Annotated in this window: 15 protein-coding genes and 1 pseudogene; 9 read left to right on the top strand and 7 right to left on the bottom strand. The window is 61.5% G+C overall.

The genetic code is table 11. The features are described 5' to 3' along the window. Nucleotide 1: 1 nt before the first annotated feature. From P353_RS24450 to P353_RS24440, 3 genes are all read right to left on the bottom strand, one after another. Nucleotides 2-769 (bottom strand): SDR family NAD(P)-dependent oxidoreductase, encoded by a 768-nt coding sequence (locus tag P353_RS24450; protein WP_034375540.1) that lies wholly within the window; start codon nt 767-769, stop codon nt 2-4. Nucleotides 770-781: 12 nt separating this feature from the next. Then, nucleotides 782-1,513 (bottom strand): SDR family NAD(P)-dependent oxidoreductase, encoded by a 732-nt coding sequence (locus P353_RS24445; RefSeq protein WP_034375538.1) that lies wholly within the window; start codon nt 1,511-1,513, stop codon nt 782-784. A 224-nt stretch (nt 1,514-1,737) separates the two neighbouring features. Beyond that, entirely contained in the window at nt 1,738-3,213 is a 1,476-nt protein-coding gene (locus P353_RS24440; RefSeq protein ID WP_034375537.1) for a short-chain fatty acyl-CoA regulator family protein, read from the bottom strand. Nucleotides 3,214-3,383: 170 nt separating this feature from the next. Here P353_RS24440 and prpC point away from each other — a divergent pair, with 170 nt between their 5' ends. The 5 genes and pseudogenes from prpC to prpF all read left to right on the top strand — a co-directional run bounded on the left by prpC (nt 3,384) and on the right by prpF (nt 9,534). Beyond that, nucleotides 3,384-4,571: a bifunctional 2-methylcitrate synthase/citrate synthase gene (gene prpC, locus P353_RS24435; protein ID WP_052085008.1), complete on the top strand. Its 1,188-nt coding sequence runs from the start codon at nt 3,384-3,386 to the stop codon at nt 4,569-4,571. A 16-nt stretch (nt 4,572-4,587) separates the two neighbouring features. Beyond that, nucleotides 4,588-4,746, top strand: a pseudogene (locus tag P353_RS30085) (GntR family transcriptional regulator); the annotation flags it as partial. Between the two features lie 319 nt (nt 4,747-5,065). Beyond that, nucleotides 5,066-7,702, top strand: a complete 2,637-nt coding sequence (acnD, locus tag P353_RS24425; protein WP_034375533.1) for a Fe/S-dependent 2-methylisocitrate dehydratase AcnD — start codon at nt 5,066-5,068, stop codon at nt 7,700-7,702. 9 nt (nt 7,703-7,711) lie between these two features. Then, nucleotides 7,712-8,287, top strand: a complete 576-nt coding sequence (locus P353_RS24420; RefSeq protein WP_034375532.1) for a 2'-5' RNA ligase family protein — start codon at nt 7,712-7,714, stop codon at nt 8,285-8,287. Nucleotides 8,288-8,340: 53 nt separating this feature from the next. Further along, entirely contained in the window at nt 8,341-9,534 is a 1,194-nt protein-coding gene (gene prpF, locus P353_RS24415; RefSeq protein WP_034375530.1) for a 2-methylaconitate cis-trans isomerase PrpF, read from the top strand. Between the two features lie 28 nt (nt 9,535-9,562). Here prpF and P353_RS24410 read toward each other — a convergent pair whose 3' ends face one another. Next, entirely contained in the window at nt 9,563-10,510 is a 948-nt protein-coding gene (locus P353_RS24410) for a sensor domain-containing diguanylate cyclase (RefSeq protein ID WP_034375527.1), read from the bottom strand. 195 nt (nt 10,511-10,705) lie between these two features. Next, nucleotides 10,706-12,715, bottom strand: a complete 2,010-nt coding sequence (gene prpR, locus P353_RS24405) for a propionate catabolism operon regulatory protein PrpR (protein ID WP_034375759.1) — start codon at nt 12,713-12,715, stop codon at nt 10,706-10,708. 183 nt (nt 12,716-12,898) lie between these two features. On the opposite strand from prpR, the gene P353_RS24400 reads away from it, so the two are divergent. From P353_RS24400 to P353_RS24390, 3 genes are all read left to right on the top strand, one after another. Beyond that, on the top strand, nt 12,899-13,873 hold the full coding sequence (locus P353_RS24400; RefSeq protein WP_034375525.1) for a Bug family tripartite tricarboxylate transporter substrate binding protein: 975 nt from the start codon (nt 12,899-12,901) through the stop codon (nt 13,871-13,873). Nucleotides 13,874-13,948: 75 nt separating this feature from the next. After that, complete coding sequence (locus P353_RS24395; RefSeq protein WP_034375523.1) at nt 13,949-14,950, top strand: Bug family tripartite tricarboxylate transporter substrate binding protein; 1,002 nt, start codon at nt 13,949-13,951, stop codon at nt 14,948-14,950. A 128-nt stretch (nt 14,951-15,078) separates the two neighbouring features. After that, nucleotides 15,079-15,939 carry an isocitrate lyase/PEP mutase family protein gene (locus tag P353_RS24390; RefSeq protein WP_034375520.1) on the top strand — a complete coding sequence of 287 codons (861 nt, stop codon included), beginning with the start codon at nt 15,079-15,081 and terminating at the stop codon, nt 15,937-15,939. A gap of 156 nt (nt 15,940-16,095) precedes the next feature. On the opposite strand, the gene P353_RS24385 is transcribed toward P353_RS24390, so the two are convergent. Beyond that, nucleotides 16,096-17,433 carry a PLP-dependent aminotransferase family protein gene (locus P353_RS24385; RefSeq protein ID WP_034375517.1) on the bottom strand — a complete coding sequence of 446 codons (1,338 nt, stop codon included), beginning with the start codon at nt 17,431-17,433 and terminating at the stop codon, nt 16,096-16,098. Between the two features lie 90 nt (nt 17,434-17,523). On the opposite strand from P353_RS24385, the gene P353_RS24380 reads away from it, so the two are divergent. Further along, entirely contained in the window at nt 17,524-18,126 is a 603-nt protein-coding gene (locus P353_RS24380) for a DJ-1/PfpI family protein (protein ID WP_034375514.1), read from the top strand. 258 nt (nt 18,127-18,384) lie between these two features. Here P353_RS24380 and P353_RS24375 read toward each other — a convergent pair whose 3' ends face one another. Beyond that, entirely contained in the window at nt 18,385-18,951 is a 567-nt protein-coding gene (locus P353_RS24375; RefSeq protein WP_034375510.1) for a TetR/AcrR family transcriptional regulator, read from the bottom strand. Nucleotides 18,952-19,083 lie beyond the last annotated feature (132 nt).

Here is a 19,083-nt window from a genome sequence, read left to right as displayed (position 1 = left end):
CTTACAGCGCCGTCACCAGCACCGCGGAACGGCCGCCATCCACGGGCAGGGCGGCACCTGTGACATAGCTGGCTTCGTCGCTGGCCAGAAACAGCACGGCACTGGCCAGCTCGCTGGACTGACCCACGCGCCCCATTGGAATGAGTTTTTCGGTGTTCTTGCGCGAGGCTTCATCGGCCAGCATGCCGGCCGTGGCGGGGGTTTCCACCACGGCGGGGATCACCACATTCACACGGATGCCCGCCGCCGCACCTTCGGCAGCCGCCGCACGCGAGAAGTTGATGATGGCGGCCTTGGCCGCTGAGTAACCCGACATGTAGGGTGTGCCCAGCATGCCGCAGATGGAGCTGATATTGACGATGGAGCCACCCTTGGCGCTCATCAGCTTCAGCGCCGTGCGGGTGCCCCAGAAAGTGCCGTCCACCGAGGTGGAAAAATTGGCATGCCAGTCAGCCGTGGTCATACCGTCGATACCGCCCCACGTGTAGGCCATGGCGTTGTTGACCAGAATGTCCAGGCCGCCATGCTTTTTGGCAGTCTGCTCCAGCGCTCTGACAAACTGGGCTTCGTTGCCCACGTCGGCCACGATGGCCTCGGCACTGCCGCCTGCCGCCTTGATCCTGGCCACGACTTCGTCGAGAGGCTGCTTGCGGCGGCCGCAGATCACAACATTTGCCCCCTCCTGGGCGAAACGCTCAGCCGTTGCGGCACCGATACCGGAGCCACCACCGGTCACAAATGCAATCTTTCCTTCCAGACGCTTGCTCATGCTTGTCTCTCCTTAGAGGAAGGCGCTGCCGCCGTTGACTGCCACGTTCTGACCCGTCACAAAGCCGCTGTCGTCGCTGGCCAGGAACACTGCCACCTTGGCGATGTCTTCTGGCTCAGCCATGCGCCCCATGGGCACGCCGGCAATGATGGCGTCGGCCCATTCCTGGGGAATGCCCTGCATCATGGGCGTGTTGGTGGGACCTGGAACCAATGTGTTCACACGGATCTTCTTGGACGCCAGCTCCTTGGCCATGCCGCGGGTCAAGCCCATCAGGGCCGCTTTGGAAGCACAGTAATGGGCAGGGCCGTCACCGCTGACTGCCGAGGTACTGGAGATATTGACGATGGCACCGCCCTTGCCTTGCTGCATCTGCTTGACGGCGGCGCGGGCGCAGTAGAAAGCGCCGTTCAGGTTCACGCCAATCACGCGCTCCCAGGTCGCATCGGGAATATCGGCAAACTGGTCCACCGAGCCTACGCCGGCGTTGTTCACCAGCACGTCGACAGCGCCCAGCTTTTCGCGGATCTCGACAAACAGCGCATCGACCGCGGCGCTGTCGGCCACGTTGGAGGAACGAGCCAGATGCTTACCAGGCTTGCCTTCCAGGGTCTGCTTGGCAGCTTCTTCATTCAAGTCCACCGCCACCACAGTGGCTCCCTCATCGGCAAAACGCTGTGCAATCGCTCGCCCCATGCCCTGGCCCGCCCCTGTGACCACGGCAACTTTTCCTGCTAAACGCATTCTTGTCTCCTTATTGATTTGCAATCAAAACGTGGAGACAGCGTAAAAAGAAATCAGCCTCAGCCCATCGTCCAACAAGACTAAGCAAATTTGCGCGCATCGCTATTGCTTCAATAGCTTCAAGCGCCATACAGGACTGCATTCCAATGAATTTTTAAAGCTTTTAGTCAGCGGTTTGCAGCCATCCGGCCTCGGCCCGAGCTTCAGATCGCAAGCAACACCTACTAGCCCCCATAGGGAACAAAGCCGCTCTCGTTTTCATTGACCTGGAGCGGTGTAGCCACATAAGGAAAGGCGCGTTGTGGGCAAGCGCCGCGCTCACAGACCTTGCAACCCATGCCGATGGGAGTCGCAGCAGCGGTATTGCGCAAATCCATGCCTTGGGAATACACCAGCCGTGCAGCGTGCTGCAAGTCGCAGCCCAGGCCGATGGAAAAGGTCTTGCCCGGCGCACCCCATCCCGGGCCGGCATGACTGATGGTGCGGGCAATCCATAGGTAGATTCGCCCGTCCGGCATGCTGGCGAGCTGGGGAACGATGCGGCCAGGCTGGGTAAACGCCTCATACACCCCCCACAACGGGCAGGTGCCGCCGGTCTTGGAGAAGTGGAAATGCGTGGCCGACTGGCGCTTGCTGATATTGCCTGCCCGGTCCACGCGAATGAAGAAAAACGGCACACCCGGTGCATCGGCGCGCTGCAAGGTGGAAAGGCGGTGGCAGACGGTCTCGAAGCCCACGCCGAAACGGCTGGCCAGCAGGTCGATGTCATAGCGAAGACTTTCAGCCGCGCGCAAGAATTCGCCATAAGGCAGCACGAATGCCCCAGCCACATAGTTGGCCAGACCCACGCGCACCAGCCGCCGCGTGGCCTCGTCCTGCCAGGGCGCGCCTTGCAGCTCTGCCGCAATCAGTGCATCAAATTCCAGCAGCGCAAGCTGCGTGGCCATCTGAAATGCCTGCTGCATGGGACTGAGCTGCGCTGCCACATACAGGGTACGCGTGGCCGCATCGTAGCGCCTATGGCTGCCGGCCTTCTCTGCACTTCCAGCATGGGCACGCAGAACCATCACCCCATGTTGCGCCTGCAGCCGGTATTGCAGCCAATCCTGCAGATGACCGCCTTGCTCTGCGGCCTGTCGAGCCAGTGCTTCGGCCGCTCGATCAAGCCTATCGAAGTAATTACGGTGGGCAAAAAAGAAGTCACGCACAGCCTCGAATGGCATCTGACGCGAGGGCTGCGTCAGCAGGCCTGCCATTGCCCCTTTGCCATTGACCGCCCCGCCTGCATCCTGCCCGGCACGGCCATCGCCCAGATGGGCGCTCAAGGCCTCCAGCCGCTGCGCATCGGCCAGGTGGCGCTGGTGCATGGCCAGCAGTGTCTGCGCCAGCTGCGGCAGCCTGGCCGCGACCTCACGCAGCTCGGGCAGCGGCACCGCCGCTTCGGGCAGTGGCATGGCAGCCACCGCATCGCGCAGCTGCGCCAGCAGACGGGCCTCCTCATCCTCGGAGAACTGCTGGATATCGACGCCCAGCACCCTGTGAATCTTGAGCAGCACGGCCACCGTCAGCGGGCGCTGATCCTGCTCGATCTGGTTCAGATAGCTGGGTGACAACTCCAGCGCTTGGGCCAGCGCTGCCTGCGTAAGACCACGCTCGGCACGCAGGCTGCGCAAGCGCACGCCCATGAATGTCTTGGCCACTTACTCGCTCCCTATTCCTGACTCCAAAGATTCGCAAAATTTGCAAATACATGCAATCACCTTCACAAGCATTCGCCAATTCAGGTCTATGCACATGAAAAGCAAATGCGTAGATTGCGAAGTATCGCAGACCAGCAAGAGCCTGCACTGCATATCCAAAGGAGACACCCATGAGCACTGTGACCGCCGCAACATCCCCAACCGCCACGCCCCACGCCGCCGCAAGTTTCAAGCCCAAAAAGTCCGTCGCCCTCTCCGGTGTGACCGCAGGCAACACGGCGCTGTGCACCGTGGGAAAGACCGGCAACGACCTGCACTACCGCGGCTACGACATTCTGGACATTGCCGAGGTCTGCGAGTTTGAAGAGATCGCCCATCTGCTGGTACATGGCAAGCTGCCCACACAGGCCGAACTCAAGGCCTACAAAGCCAAGCTCAAGGCTTTGCGCGGCCTGCCCGGCAGCGTAAAGACTGCGCTGGAACAGTTGCCCGCCGCCAGCCATCCCATGGACGTGATGCGCACCGGTGTCTCCGCCCTGGGCTGCGCGCTGCCGGAGAAAGACGACCACAACCTTCCAGGTGCGCGCGATATCGCCGACCGCCTGATGGCCAGCCTGGGCAGCATGTTGCTTTACTGGTACCACTTCAGCAACTCGGGCCGCCGTATCGAGGTCGAAACCGGGGACGACTCCATCGGCGGTCACTTTCTGCATCTGCTGCATGGCGTCAGGCCTTGCGAGAGCTGGGTGCGCGCCATGCATACCTCGCTCAATCTGTATGCCGAGCATGAGTTCAATGCCTCGACCTTTACCGCCCGCGTGGTGGCCGGAACAGGCAGCGATATGTACTCGGCCATTACCGGCGCGATCGGCGCACTGCGTGGCCCCAAGCATGGCGGAGCCAACGAAGTGGCGTTCGAGATCCAGAAGCGCTATGACAACCCTGCCGAAGCCGAGGCCGACATTCGCCGCCGCGTGGATGCCAAGGAGGTCGTGATCGGCTTTGGCCACCCGGTCTATACCGTGAGCGACCCCCGCAATGTGGTCATCAAGGGCGTAGCCAAGAAGCTGTCGGATGAAGCCGGCAGCACCAAGATGTATGACATTGCCGCGCGGCTTGAGTCAGTGATGTGGGAAACCAAGAACATGTTCCCCAATCTCGACTGGTTCAGCGCCGTCAGCTACCACATGATGGGCGTGCCCACTGCCATGTTCACGCCACTGTTCGTGATTGCGCGCACCAGCGGCTGGGCGGCGCACATCATCGAGCAACGCCAGGACAACAAGATCATCCGTCCCAGCGCCAACTACACAGGCCCGGAGGATCTGACGTTCATCCCCATCGACGAACGTCAGTAAATCTCTTCCAAGCGCCATGACCGCCAAGCCCATGCAATCCCATTCACTGTGCATTGCCATCGCCAACAAACTGCGCGAGCGCATTCTGAGCCACCGCTTGCCGCCCGGCTCCGACATCAACGACGGCGCTTTGGCGCAGGAGTTTGGCGTGAGCCGCACCCCTGTGCGCGAAGCCATGAAGCTGCTGTGCCATGAAGGACTGCTGACGGCCCAGCCAAGGCGGGGCATGATGGTCACCCAGCTCACGGCGGCTCAGGTGGCCGAGGCCCAGCAGCTGTGCACCTTGCTTGCACATCATCTTGCGCAGCTACAACGCCAGCAGCCCCGGGGCTGCGCAGAGCTGACCGAGCACTTGCATGCCATCGCACAAGCGAGGCTGCAACTGGCCCTGGGCCCTGGGCCCCGCGCCGCGTACTCCTCTGACGATTTCCGCCCCACTGACCGAGCACCGGCGCACAGCCCTGGCGCTCTGAAAACCGCGAACAGACACCACAATGAGCAAACCCCAACCCCAGCGTTACCGCAAGCCCCTGCCAGGAAGTCAGCTTCACTACTTCGATGCGCAAACTGCTGTGGAAGCCATACGCCCTGGCAGCTGGACCACACTGCCCTATACCAGCCGCGTCCATGCCGAGAACCTGGTACGGCGCAGCGATCCGGCCCACCTGACCGAGTACCTCACGCAAATCATTGAACGCAAGCGCGAATGCGACTTTCCCTGGTTCCCGGCCCGCGTGGTCTGCCATGACATCCTGGGTCAGACGGCTCTCGTCGATCTGGCCGGCCTGCGCGATGCAATTGCCGAGCAAGGCGGCGACCCAGCCGCGGTCAACCCCGTGGTGCCCGTGCAACTGATCGTGGACCATTCGCTAGCCGTGGAGTGCGGCGGCTACGATCCTCAGGCCTTTGAGAAAAACCGCGCCATCGAAGACCGGCGCAATGAAGACCGCTTTCATTTCATCGAGTGGTGCAAACTGGCCTTCAAGAATGTGGAAGTGATTCCGCCTGGCAACGGGATCATGCACCAGATCAATCTGGAGCGTATGAGCCCTGTGATCCATGCTATCGATGGCGAAGCATATCCGGATACTCTGGTTGGCACGGACAGCCACACGCCGCATGTCGATGCACTGGGCGTGATCGCCGTGGGCGTGGGCGGGCTGGAAGCCGAGAACGTGATGCTGGGCCGCGCCTCGTGGATGCGCCTGCCCGAGATCGTTGGAGTGCAGCTCACTGGCAGGCGGCAGCCCGGCATCACTGCCACTGACATCGTGCTGGCTTTGACCCAATTCCTGCGTCAGCAGAAAGTCGTGGGCAGCTATCTGGAGTTCCATGGCGAAGGCGCGCGTAGCCTCTCCATCGGCGACCGCACCACCATCTCGAACATGGCGCCCGAATATGGGGCCACGGCCGCCATGTTTGCGATCGACGAACAGACGATCGACTATCTGCGCCTGACGGGGCGCGAGCCTGCCCAGGTACAGTTGGTCGAGAACTACGCCAAACAGGCAGGTCTGTGGGCCGACAGCCTTGAAAATGCCGAATACGAACGTACGCTGAGCTTTGATCTGTCCAGCGTGGTGCGCAATATGGCCGGCCCTTCCAATCCACACGCCCGTTTGGCAACCAGCGAGCTTGCAGCAAAAGGCATTGCCGGTGAGTGGACACAAACAGAGGGCCAGATGCCCGATGGAGCAGTCATCATTGCCGCCATCACCAGCTGCACCAATACCAGCAACCCGCGCAATGTGATCGCAGCCGGCCTGCTGGCGCGCAACGCGCGCAATCTGGGTCTGGCGCGCAAGCCCTGGGTCAAAACCTCTCTCGCCCCAGGCTCCAGGACCGTGCCCCTGTATCTGGAACAAGCCGGTCTGCTGCAGGACCTGGAAGCGCTGGGCTTTGGCGTGGTGGCCTTTGCCTGCACCACCTGCAACGGCATGAGCGGCGCGCTGGACCCCGTGATTCAACAAGAGATCATCGACCGCGACCTCTACACCACGGCCGTGCTCTCGGGCAATCGCAACTTCGATGGCCGCATCCACCCCTATGCCAAACAGGCCTTTCTCGCCTCGCCTCCGCTGGTCGTGGCCTATGCGATTGCAGGCACCATCCGCTTCGATATCGAGAACGATGTGCTGGGCTTCTTCCAGGGCCGCGAGATCCGCTTGAAGGACATCTGGCCCAGCGACGAGGAGATCGACGCCGTGGCCAAGGCTGCAGTCCAACCCGAGCAGTTCCGTGCGGTCTATGAACCCATGTTTGCCATCCGCGCAGACCAGAGCGAGAAGGTCGAGGCACTGTATGACTGGCGCCCGCAGAGCACCTATATCCGCCGACCGCCGTACTGGGAGGGAGCCCTCGCGGGCGAGCGCAGGCTGCGCGGCATGCGCCCTCTGGCCATACTGCCCGACAACATCACCACCGATCACCTCTCGCCCTCCAACGCCATCCTGATGGACTCGGCCGCAGGCGAGTATCTGCACAAAATGGGTCTGCCCGAGGAGGACTTCAACTCCTATGCCACGCATCGCGGCGACCATCTGACCGCGCAGCGCGCAACCTTCGCCAATCCCAAGCTGTTCAACGAAATGGTGGTGGACGACCTGGGCAAGGTGCGCCAGGGTTCTCTCGCCCGCGTCGAGCCCGAGGGCCGGACCCTGCGCATGTGGGAAGCCATAGAAACCTATATGCAGCGCAAGCAGCCGCTGATCATCATCGCCGGAGCCGACTATGGTCAAGGGTCGAGCCGCGACTGGGCAGCCAAGGGCGTGCGCCTGGCCGGTGTGGAGGCCATCGTGGCCGAAGGCTTCGAGCGTATCCACCGTACCAACCTGATCGGCATGGGGGTGTTGCCGCTGGAGTTCCTGCCCGGCACGAGCCGCCACACACTGGGGTTGAATGGCACTGAGAGCTTTGATGTCATCGGCCAGCGTAGCCCTCAGGCCATGCTTACACTTCATATCCACCGAACGACAGGTGTTTGCACCGAAGTGTCGGTACTGTGTCGCCTCGATACCGCAGAAGAGGTCTCGATTTACGAGGCTGGTGGCGTGCTGCAGCGCTTTGCCCAGGACTTTCTGGCGGACAGCGCCGCAGCCGACTCCACATCAAGGGCTGAACTAGTGAGCTAAGGAGCAGCTATGAGCCAGGCACGCATACTGATTGTCACCCAGCCTCAAAGCCTGGCACGTCATCGCTTGCGTGCCCGGATCAGCGCTTTGGGCCTTGATAGGGAACTGGGCGAGCGCCTGTTCTCTCCAGATCACTGGCACCAGACTTGGTGTGGCCCGTTTGACTCCGGGCAAGAGGCTCTGCTCGCCTTGCTGGCTGCGGGAAATGCCGAGCAAGCAGCGCAACTGAAGACCGTTGAGCTCAGCTTCAACCGTATTCGCGGTGAAAAGGGCGAGCGAATTCACTGGTCTTTCTGTGCCCGCGGACGTCCAGAGCCTTTCAACCGGCTGCTGACCACGCTGCAGACCGAGTTGAAATCCCACGGTTTCAAGGATGGCGGCCATAGACCGCATATCACCATCAGCTACAGAGCACTACATGCCCTGCCCACTTGGCGTATAGATCCCGTTGACTGGCTGATCGATGAGATTCAGCTGGTCGAGCGAACCGGCACAGGCAAGCAGTTACGCTACCAGGTACTGCATCGCTGGCCATTGGCTTCCGACTCTCCGCCTCGTCCCCAACAGCTATGTCTGTTTCACTGATCCAGAGCCCTCGTCCTGCCTGGGCTTTGACAATCTTGTTTGTTTGCCATTCCATGTCTCTTACTTCGCAAATCCGCATTCCTGCTACCTATATGCGCGGAGGCACCAGCAAAGGTGTGTTCTTCAAACTGCAGGATCTGCCCGAAATGGCCCGGCAGCCCGGCCCTGTTCGCGACGCCATCTTTCTGCGCACCCTGGGCAGCCCCGACCCCTATGGCAAGCAGATTGACGGCATGGGCAATGCCTCATCCTCCACCAGCAAGGGCGTGATCCTCTGCCAGAGCGCAAGCGCCGATCACGATGTGGACTATCTGTTCGGCCAGGTTTCCATCGATCAGCCGTTTGTGGACTGGAGCGGCAACTGCGGCAACCTGAGCGCTGCCGTTGGCCCCTGCGCGATCCACATGGGTCTGATTCCGGCCGAGCGCATTCCGCACAACGGCGTGGCTACCATCCGCATCTGGCAGGCCAATATCGGCAAGACCATCATCAACCATGTGCAGATCCGCGATGGTCAAGTGCAGGAAACCGGGGACTTCGAACTTGACGGCGTGACCTTTGCAGCTGCCGAAGTGGCCCTGGAGTTCCTGGATCCCGCCGATGAAGGTGAGGACGGCGGCGCCATGTTTCCCACCGGCAATGTCAGCGACGAGCTGGATGTGCCCGGCGTCGGCCGCTTTTGCGCGACCCTCATCAATGCCGGCATTCCGACCATTTTTCTAGATGCCAGAGAGCTGGGCTACACCGGCTGCGAGCCGCAGGATGCCATCAACAGCGATGGCGTAGCACTGGCCAGATTCGAAGCCATTCGCGCCCATGGTGCACTCAGGATGGGTCTGATCAAGGATCTGGATGAAGCCGCCACACGCCAGCACACGCCCAAGATCGGCTTTGTGGCTCCTGCGCAAAGCTATATTGCCTCAAGCGGCAAAGCGATTGCCGCCCAGGACATCGATCTGGTGGTGCGGGCGCTTTCCATGGGCAAGCTGCACCACGCCATGATGGGCACGGCCGCCGTCGCCATCGGCACGGCTGCCGCCATTCCCGGCACGCTGGTCAATCTGGCGGCGGGCGGCGGCCAGCGCCAGTCCGTACGCTTCGGCCATCCCAGCGGCAGCCTGCGTGTGGGGGCCGAAGCCAGGCTGGAACATGGTCAATGGCAGGTCACAAAGGCCTTGATGAGTCGCAGCGCCCGCATTCTGATGGAGGGCTGGGTACGGGTGCCGGGCGAAGTGCTGCAGGCCTGACACTGCGGGCTCAGGCCCGCGGCCAGGCTCAAGCGCTCAAGGTCACGCTTTCAATCCGGTGGCGGCCTTTGTTCTTGGCCGCATAGAGCTGCCGATCCACGGCTTCGATAAAGCCGGCAGGTCGATCATGCTCTGCCGGCAACACCGTGCCCGTGCCAATGCTCACGGTTACCTGCCTGCCATGGGGCGACAGCGCGTGCACGATGGACTGCTTCTGTATCAGCCGCTGGCAGCGCTCGGCCACTTTTTGCGCGGTTTCTGCATCGGCCTCGGGCAGCAGCACCACAAACTCCTCGCCGCCGTAACGCGCCACCAGGTCACGCTGTCCATCCAGCGCCAGACTCAGGGTCTGGGCAATATCCACCAGACATTTGTCGCCCTGGATATGGCCGTACAAATCGTTGTACTGCTTGAAGAAATCGACATCAAACAACAGCATGGACAGCGGCTTGCCCTCACTGCGCGTGCGCGCCCATTCCTGCTCGAAACTGGTATCGAAGCAGCGTCGGTTGGCAATGCTGGTCAGACCGTCTCTGAAGGAAAGCACCTCCAGCTCCTTCTGCAGACTCAGCAATCTTTCCTCGGTCTTCTTGCGTTCGCTGATGTCGAACATGAATCCGATCAGCGCCTCGGCCTCGCCTTGTTCGTTGCGCACCACATGGACCACATCGCGAATCCAGACATAGCCGTTGTCCTTGGTCAGCGCTCGATAGTCAGCCTCATGGTCCACGCCGGCCTGGGACTGGCTCACGCAGAAATTCACCACATATTCGCGGTCCTCGGGGTGCATGCGCATGGCCCAGTCTTCAACGCTGATCCAGCTTTCACGACTCCAGCCGAGCAAGCTCTCGATCTGCGGGCCTATGTAGGCGAACTTCATGGTCGCCCAGTCGATCTTCCAGGGAATGGCCTTGGTGGACTCCAGCAAGGTTCTATAGACCGTACTCTCGCTCTCCAGCTCGCTCACATCGGACATAAACCGTCTCTCTCCCGATCCCAATCGATAAAACTCCGGCCTGCCTTGTGGTTGGTCCCGGCCTTGCCGCGCCTGCAGTCTTCCAGACCTTGAAAGCCCGAGGCTGGCATGAGATTGTTGCGCCAGATGCCGGATTTCAGGCCAAGCACTCCAGCCATTGGCCGAAATAATACGTATGGCAGCGCAGAACCTCGGCTAGGCCTTCATGCGCCGCCATAGCGTGGCCCGGCTGATGCCGAGAATCTCGCAGGCCTGGCGCTGATCGCCGCCGACCGACTCCAGCACCTCGCGCAATCGTTTCTGTTCGGCAAGGCGACCCGCGTCTCTGAGCTGCGCCTGCCGGGCTGCGACAGGCTCGGCCAGAGCCAGGCCGTCGGCACACTCCGGAAAGACTTCAAGCAAGCGCGCCATATCCAGAAGACCGCCCCGGCCTGAACCCAGATAGTCGCTGCAGGCCAGCAGACGCTCCACCCAGTTGTCCAGTTCACGGACATTGCCGGGCCAGTCATGCGCCGCAGCTCTAGCCAGCAGTGCATCGAGCTGCTGCTCCACTCTGTCATGCAGTGCGCGGGGCAACCCGCTTGCAGCGCTCAGGCGTTGAGCCAGCATGGCGCGGCCCAGTTCCGCAATATCAGTGGCACCACGCATTTGCAGCGAAGGCGTGCTCAGGCGCAGCACCGCCAGCCGGTAGTAGAGATCGCGCCGGAACAGGCCGCGCCCCACCTGATCCGCCAGATCCGCATGGGTGGCGGCAATCACGCGCACATCCACAGGAATCGGCGTGGTGGAACCTACGCGCAATACCTCGCGCTCCTGCAGCACGCGCAGCAGCCGCGATTGCAGCGACAGCGGCATGTCGCCAATTTCATCGAGAAACAGGGTCCCGGTATGCGCAGCCTCTATCAAGCCAGTCTTGCCGCCGCGCCTGGCCCCGGTAAAAGCGCCTTCCTCGTAACCGAAAAGCTCGCTCTCCAGCAGGCTTTCGCTGAGCGCCGCGCAGTTGACCGCCAGAAATGGCTGTTCCGCACGCCGTCCCGCGCTGTGAATGCCTTGCGCCACCAACTCCTTGCCGGTCCCGCTCTCACCCAAAATCAGCACCGTCGCATCGCTGCTCGCGTACTGCCTGGCCAGCAGTCGCACGCGCTGGGCAGCGGGGCTGCTGCCCAGATAGTCCTCAATACGCCAGCGCACGCCGGCAGCTCTTTGCCGCTGATTGGCACGCAGGCTGCGATCGGCCCGCTGGATGACGGCAGGATCGCGGCAGACCAGCAAAGCGCCGGTCACCTGCCCGTTCTCCACAATTGGCGCACGTCGCACCACCAGGGTACGCAAGGCCAGTTGCACCACCTCTTCTCCGCCCTCCTCACCCGCCAGTGCCCGGGCTGTGCCCAGGGTCGGAGCCACCTCGTCCAGCATGCGGCCGTGCAAGGCCTCGACCGGGGCCCCAAGCAAGGCGACCATGCGTGGGTTCAGCGCGCAAATGCGGCCACGCTCGTCCACGGCCGCCACACCGTCCTGCAGCTGATGCAACACGGTTTCCAGCCGTTGATGCCGGTCACGCTCGGCCCGTCGATGCCGGGCCAGCAGCATGGCGTCGCTGAGCGCCTGACGCACCGAAATATCGGAATACAGCAACACGCTGGCCATGCCCGCCTGCTCTGCCAGGTCGGCCACCAGGCCCGGCGCCACCACGGCTCCAACGCCTGACGCCCTGAGTTTCTGCACGCAGGCCGGCGCGTCATGCGGACCTTGATAGGCGATCTGGACCAGACCCAGGCCGAACAGGCTGTCGAACTGTGCCACCACAGGCGACGGCACCTCGAAGTTGACCAGACCCACGCGCGGAGCTTCTTCTGTGGTCTGCAACTTGGCCTGGCGCAGCGCCTGCAGCAAATCCAGGCCACGCACTTCGACCATGGCCAGCGGAATGTCCACGCGTTCTCGAATCCAGGCACCACTGGCACCCGCCCCCACCAGTGCATCGATGGGCTGGCGCAGATTGAGCGCCTGCACCTGGGCCACCGCATCGTCGAAAGAAGCCGAGATATGCGAGAACCTGGCCTCGCCCGACCACAGCTGTGCCAGCCGCTCCAGCACCCGCCCCACACGGTAGCGGCCTACGGTGACGATGTGAGGCAAATGCGGCTGGCCAGCTGTCGGCATCCGTTTGACTCCATCGTTCGATATCGCATATGTTTCATTCATGAAAACGATTATTTCATCATCGAAATAGAACCCATACACCACCGCAGGCAGGCACTCCACAAAACCACAAAAATTCCAATGATTTCAAATACTTAATATGTAAAGGGTTTTCCCTAAATCTGTCTGGCACAGTGCTTGCGGTAACAGCTCATACCAATAGGGATTTGGATCCAGGAGATATCCATGTTTTTGAACCGTCGCAATCTTGTTGTCCAAGCCTTGGCTCTGTCCGTGCTGGCTCCCGCAGGTCTGGTCCAGGCTGCCGACTGGCCCACGCGCCCGATTCGCCTCGTGGTGCCGTTTTCCGCAGGCGGCGCCAATGACCTGATGGCCAGATCGGCAGCCGAAGGCGCTTCCAAGATCCTCGGCCAACCCGTAGTGATCGACAACCGCCCCGGCGCAGGTGGCACCGTGGGTGCCGATATCGTGGCCAAGGCCCAGCCCGATGGCTACACGCTGCTGGTCAGCGCGGCAGGCGTCATCTCCAACAGCATGATCAAGAAGACCATGCCTTTCAAGGACGATGCTCTGCAGCCCGTGGTGATGATAGGACTGACACCTTCGGTGATCGTGGTGCCCAAGAACGCGCCCTATAACAATCTGCGCGACTTCGTCGAAGCCTCGAAGAAGGGCGCAGGCTTCAACTTTGCCACCGCCGGCACGGGCAGCACGCCGCACTTCGTCGCCGAGATGCTGAATGTGAAATACGGTGCCAAGCTGCAGCCCGTGCCCTACAAGAGCGGTTCGGAGAGCACCACGGCCGTGCTGGGCGGCCAGGTCGAAGGCACGTCCGAAGCCAGCATCATTGCGCTGCCGCACATCATTCACGAGGGCAAGTTCAAACCTCTGGCCACGACCTGGACTCAGCGCATCTCGGCCTACCCACAGCTCTCCACCGCCGTCGAGCAAGGCTTTGCCGACCTGCAGATTGCGCATTGGGCCGGCATTCATGCCCCCAAGGGCACGCCATCCGTCATTCTGGACAAGCTGGCAGCCGCCGTGGACAAAGCCATGAAGGAGCCTGCCACCGTCGAGAAGCTCAAGGGCCTGGGCATCGAGCCGGTCGGCGGCACACGTGCGGAGTTCGTGAAGTTTGCCGATGCCGAGCGCAAGCGCTTGGGCGAGATCGTCAAGGCAGCTCAAATGCAGGAAAAGTAAGATTCACAAAAAACATAGCAGCCAGCGCATGCCCCATATACGCTGAAGCCTAAAAATAGTACTGATAGCTGATTCATGATTTCCCGTAGAAACGCCTTGCTCCGCGCCACTGCCTGCGCTGCCGCCACCACCGCCTTGCTGGGCGCTACCTCTGCAGCTCTGGCCCAGGGCTCTGAAGCCTGGCCCACCCGCACCGTCAAGCTCATCGTGCCCTATGCGGCAGGCGGCTATGCCGATACCCGCGCGCGCCTGATTGCCGACTCGCTAGGCAAGGTGCTGGGCCAGCCCGTGATCATCGACAACCGTGGCGGTGCCGGTGGTGTGACGGGCACGGATGCCATCGCCAAGGCCAACGACGGCCACACCTTCGGCTTCGGCTCGCCAGGCCCGCTGGTCACCAACCCCATGCTTATGAAGAAGATGCCTTATGACGCCAAGACGGCGTTCAAGCCCATCATCCTCATCGAACAGGCTCCCCTGTTTCTGACCACCGCTCCCAACCAGCCTTTCAAGAGCGTGCAGCAACTGCTGGCCCATGCCAGAGCTAAGCCCGGCGACCTGACCTATGGCTCCTCAGGCGTGGGCGGAGCCCACCATCTGTCGGGCGAACTGCTGGCCTACCAGACCCAGACCCAGCTGACCCATGTGCCCTACAAGGGCGGCTCGCTGGCAGCCACCGACCTCATGGGCGGCCATCTGGCCATGATGTTCGAGATGGGCTATTCGGCCCTACCTTCCATCAAGGCCAAAAAGATCAATGCCCTGGCCGTCTCCAGCAAGACCCGTCTGGCCGTTCTGCCCGAGGTTCCCACGCTGGACGAAGCCGGGGTCAAGGGCTTTGAGTCGTACAACTGGCTGGGCATGATTGCGCCGGCCGGCACGCCCGACGCCGTGGTGGCCAAGCTCAACCAGGCCGTCAATGAAGCGTTCAAGACCGACAAGTCTCTGCGCCAGATGATCGAAAGCAGCGGCGGCCAGATCATGGGCGGCACGCCTCAGGCCTATGGCAAATACCTGGAAGCCGAGCGCGCCAAGTGGGGGCCGGTGATCAAGAACGCGAATATTTCGCTGGACTAATCCCCCTGAGCCGCTTCGCAGTCTTGGCCGCGAGGCGGATGCTGCCAGGCAGCGCTCTGCCTCGTCAAGGCTGACAGCAGGCTGCGCAGGGCAGATAAGCATCAGAGTCTTTTTTATCAAGAAATCTCATGAACCCCAAACAACAACTCAAAGCCCTGGCCGATGCCCGCCGCGGCGTCATCGTGCCCGGTGCATTCAACGCCATGTCGGCGCGGCTGATCGCCGATCTGGGCTTTGAAGCCATCTATGTGACCGGTGCCGGCGTGACCAATATGTGGTTCGGCATGCCCGACCAGGGTTTTATGGGTCTCAGCGATATCGCCGACCATACGGCCCGCATCCGCGACGCCGTGGAGGTGCCGCTGCTGGTCGATGCCGACACCGGCTTCGGCAATGCCGTCAACACCTACCACGCCGTACGCACACTGGAGCGTGCCGGCGCCGACTGCATTCAGCTCGAGGACCAGGTCAGCCCCAAGCGCTGCGGTCACTTCAATGGCAAGGCCGTGATCGAGACCAGCGAAATGCTTGGCAAGATCAAGGCCGCCGTCGATGCGCGCCGCGACAGCGGCACCCTCATCATGGCCCGTACCGACGCTGCAGCCGTCCACGGCTTCGAAGCAGCCATCGAGCGTGCCCAGAAATTTCAGGAAGCCGGCGCCGACATCCTGTTTGTCGAGGCCGTCACCCAGGCCGAAGAAGTGCGCGCCCTGCCGCAGCGCCTGCAAGCTCCCCAGCTCATGAATATGGTCATCGGCGGCAAGACCCCCATCTTCAACGCCGACGAACTGGGCGAGCTGGGCTATGGCTTTGTGCTCTACGCCAATGCCGCACTGCAAGGCGCTGTGGCCGGCATGCAAAAATGCCTGACCCTGCTGCGTGACGATCACAAGGTCGATGAAGACCCCGCCATCGTCGCACCTTTCCTTGAGCGCCAGCGATTGGTAAATAAGGACTTCTGGGATGGACTGGAGCAAAAGTACCAGTAATCCAGTTTCCGGACCAGCGCCTGAATCGCGTGCAACGTTGATACATCAGGCGCCGCACGCCATGTTTTCAGGCCAGTGTGACCATGGCCGGCAGCATTCACTCCCCTGGCTACGGTCCCGAAGCCGGTTGCGCAGGGAGGCTCTGGGCGCCATCCTCTATTGCAGCATGGCCCCATCCAGCGCCAGCCTGACCTGCATCAAGGCATGCCGAAGCGTTTCGAGCGGCACCGAACCCAAGGCTAGCCGCAGTGCTTGTGGCACTTGCACGCCAGTGGTGAAGGGCTCGGCCGTTGACACGGAAATTCCCACCGCCTGCAGTGCCATCGCGACCTGATCAGCCCTCAGGTCGTCAGGCATGGGGAGCCAGACAAAATACGAATGGGGGCTGCGCACACAAGGCAGCCCCTTGAAGACCTGCGTCACCTGTTTCTGACGCATCTGGGCGTCCTCTCGCTTCTGAGCTTCCAGCCTGGCAACAGTCCCGTCTCTCAGCCAATTCACAACCATGGCGGTCATGACTCCAGGGGTGTTCCAGGTCGTTGCGCGGATAGCTCGTTCTATCCGAGATATCCAGGCTGCCGGTGCAGCCACGAAGCCCACCCGCAAACCCGTGGCGACACTCTTGGAAAAGCCTGAGACATATACCGTGGACTCAGGCAGCAGAGTGGCCATGGGCGGTGGTGCATCCGGAGCGAGAAACGCATACGCGGCATCTTCGATCAGCAACAGGCCATGGCGATGGATCAACGCTGCAAATGCATGACGTCGGCTGATGCTCATCACCCATCCAAGCGGATTATGAAGAGTCGGCATTGCATAGACCGCGCGCACCTTGCGGCGTCGGCACAGCAGCTCCAGCGCATCGAGATCCGGCCCCGAACCAGCTGCCGGAATGGCAATCAGTTCAAACCTCAGCTGTTGCGCCAGCACCTTGAAGCCTGGGTAACTCAAAGCGTCAACAGCCACTACATCGCCAGGTTGCAGCAATGCCATAGCCGTGCTTGCGAGTCCATGCTGCGCCCCATCCACGATAAGCACCTGTTCGGCAGGAACCGTCAGCCGACGGTTCTCAAGGTACAGGGCGATAGCCGCTCGCTCATGGGCCCGGCCTCCGTGCGGCTGATAGCGCAGCAGTGCCTCCAAATCTCCACTGGTGGCAAGTTGACGCAATGCGGAGCGCAGCATCTCGGCTTGACCAGGAAGAGCAGGAGCGTTGAAGTTCAGGTCCAGCATGCCTATCGCAGTGGCATGCTGGTCAATACCGAGGCCACGTGGCAGCGCAGTTTCGCGCACAAAAGTTCCTCGCCCCGTCTCGCCGCTGACCAGGCCCATGGCCTGCAGTTCGGCATAGACACGAGTCGCCGTGACCAGGGCCAGTCCTTCCCGGGATGCCAGCTGCCGGTGGGTGGGCAAGCGTGTGCCCGGTGCAAGCCGGCCTTCGCGAATTTCCGAGGCGAGCTGGTCCACCAGCTGCTTGTATCGGGCAATCGGCATATAGAGCCTGTATCCATGACAATTATTTGAGTGTATTGGACCTCATCTCTAGCATGAGCATTGATACAAGTTCACATCCGGAACATCCCAATGCATATCGCAATCCTGACTTTCGAAGGCTTTAACGAGCTCGATTCACTCATTTCTCTAGGCATACTCAACCGCATCAAGCGACCCGGCTGGCAGGTGTCGATTGCCTGCCCGAGCGCACGCGTCAAGTCAATGAACGGAGTGGTCATAGAAGCCCAGGCCACTCTGGAGGATGCGAGTGCAGCAGATGCGGTCATCGTGGGCAGTGGAATGCATACGCGTGAGGTCGCGCGCAATGCCGACCTCATGTCAAGGCTCAGGCTGGACCCTGCACGGCAGCTGATTGCTGCACAGTGCTCCGGCACGCTGATACTGGCCAGGCTCGGCTTGCTGGATGGCGTGATGGCGTGTACCGACCTGACAACCAGGCCCTGGGTTGAAGAGGCTGGCATTCGCGTGCTGGAGCAGCCCTTCTTCGCAAACGGCAACGTGGCTACCGCTGGAGGCTGCCTGGCAGCGCAATACCTTGCCGCATGGCTTATTGCCCGTGTCGAGGGGATCGAGGCCGCCAGGAGTGCATTGCATTACGTGGCCCCCGTGGGTGAGAAAGATGTCTATATGGCCCGGGCCATCGCCAATATCTCGCCTTACCTGCCTGACTGACTTGCTGCATCAGCTTGCTCGCCGCCGCCAGCAACCGCTTTGAAGCGCCCTGAAAACCTCAGGCGACTCGAATGTGGCCGGTCGTCGATCCAGTAAAGTCTCCGAGCCCGGACTCTTTGCAAATTCCGGATTGTTCGCTTGCACAAAATCGCTGATGTCCTCAGCTCGAGAACACCCAGGCAGTCAAAACGATCCTCATTCTGGCTACTGCGGGCAAAGCACAGCAGGCATGGCTGCATGCATGGCTCTGGCAATGGCTCACGCCGCCTTCCAGCCTTGCAGCATCAAATCCAGCGCCTGCAAGGCCTCATTCAGACGCTCGGGTGGAGCACCCTCCTCGGCAATCCAGAACGCCGCCTCGATCAGGCAGCCGTTGAGCAACCTTGCCAGCGCCGGCGCACTGGCATTCACGATGACGCCTTGGTCTATGAGCTGCTGCAAAAAGCCGGCAATAAAAGCAATGCATTGCTGGTGTTGCTGGCCCTGGTCGGTACCGGTGAGCACAGAGCGTGCATCCTGCAGCACGATGCGACGAATCTCAGCCTCCTGAGCCATGGCCAGGTAGGCCCGGCAATAGGCGAGAAAGCCCTCCCATGGATCGGCATGGGCCCGCAGCACGAGTTCCAGCCGCTGGTCCATTTCTTCATCCATCTGCGCCACCACGGCAGCCAGCAAACCAGGCTTCCCACCAAAGTGGTGATAGAGCGCACCGCGCGTCAGACCTGCCTGCGCGGTCAGCTCGTCCATGGCTGCCTGGGCGTAGCCATGCTCGGCGAAAGCGCTGCGCGCCGCGCTGATCAGCTTGGCCCGCGTGGCTTCGATCATGCTGGCACGACTCTGGCGGACTTGGGTCACTGCGAACTCCCGGCAATATTCACATACAAAGCGTATGCTAATCATACGCGCTACATCCCAAGCTCCTAGAATGTCACTCGCATACACAATGTATGCAAATGA

The sequence above is a fragment of the Comamonas testosteroni genome, assembly GCF_000761245.1.
GTDB classification, from domain to species: Bacteria; Pseudomonadota; Gammaproteobacteria; order Burkholderiales; family Burkholderiaceae_C; genus Comamonas; species Comamonas testosteroni_C.
The sequence above is the reverse complement of the archived record's forward strand: the minus strand, read 5'-3'. Positions and strand labels throughout refer to the sequence as shown.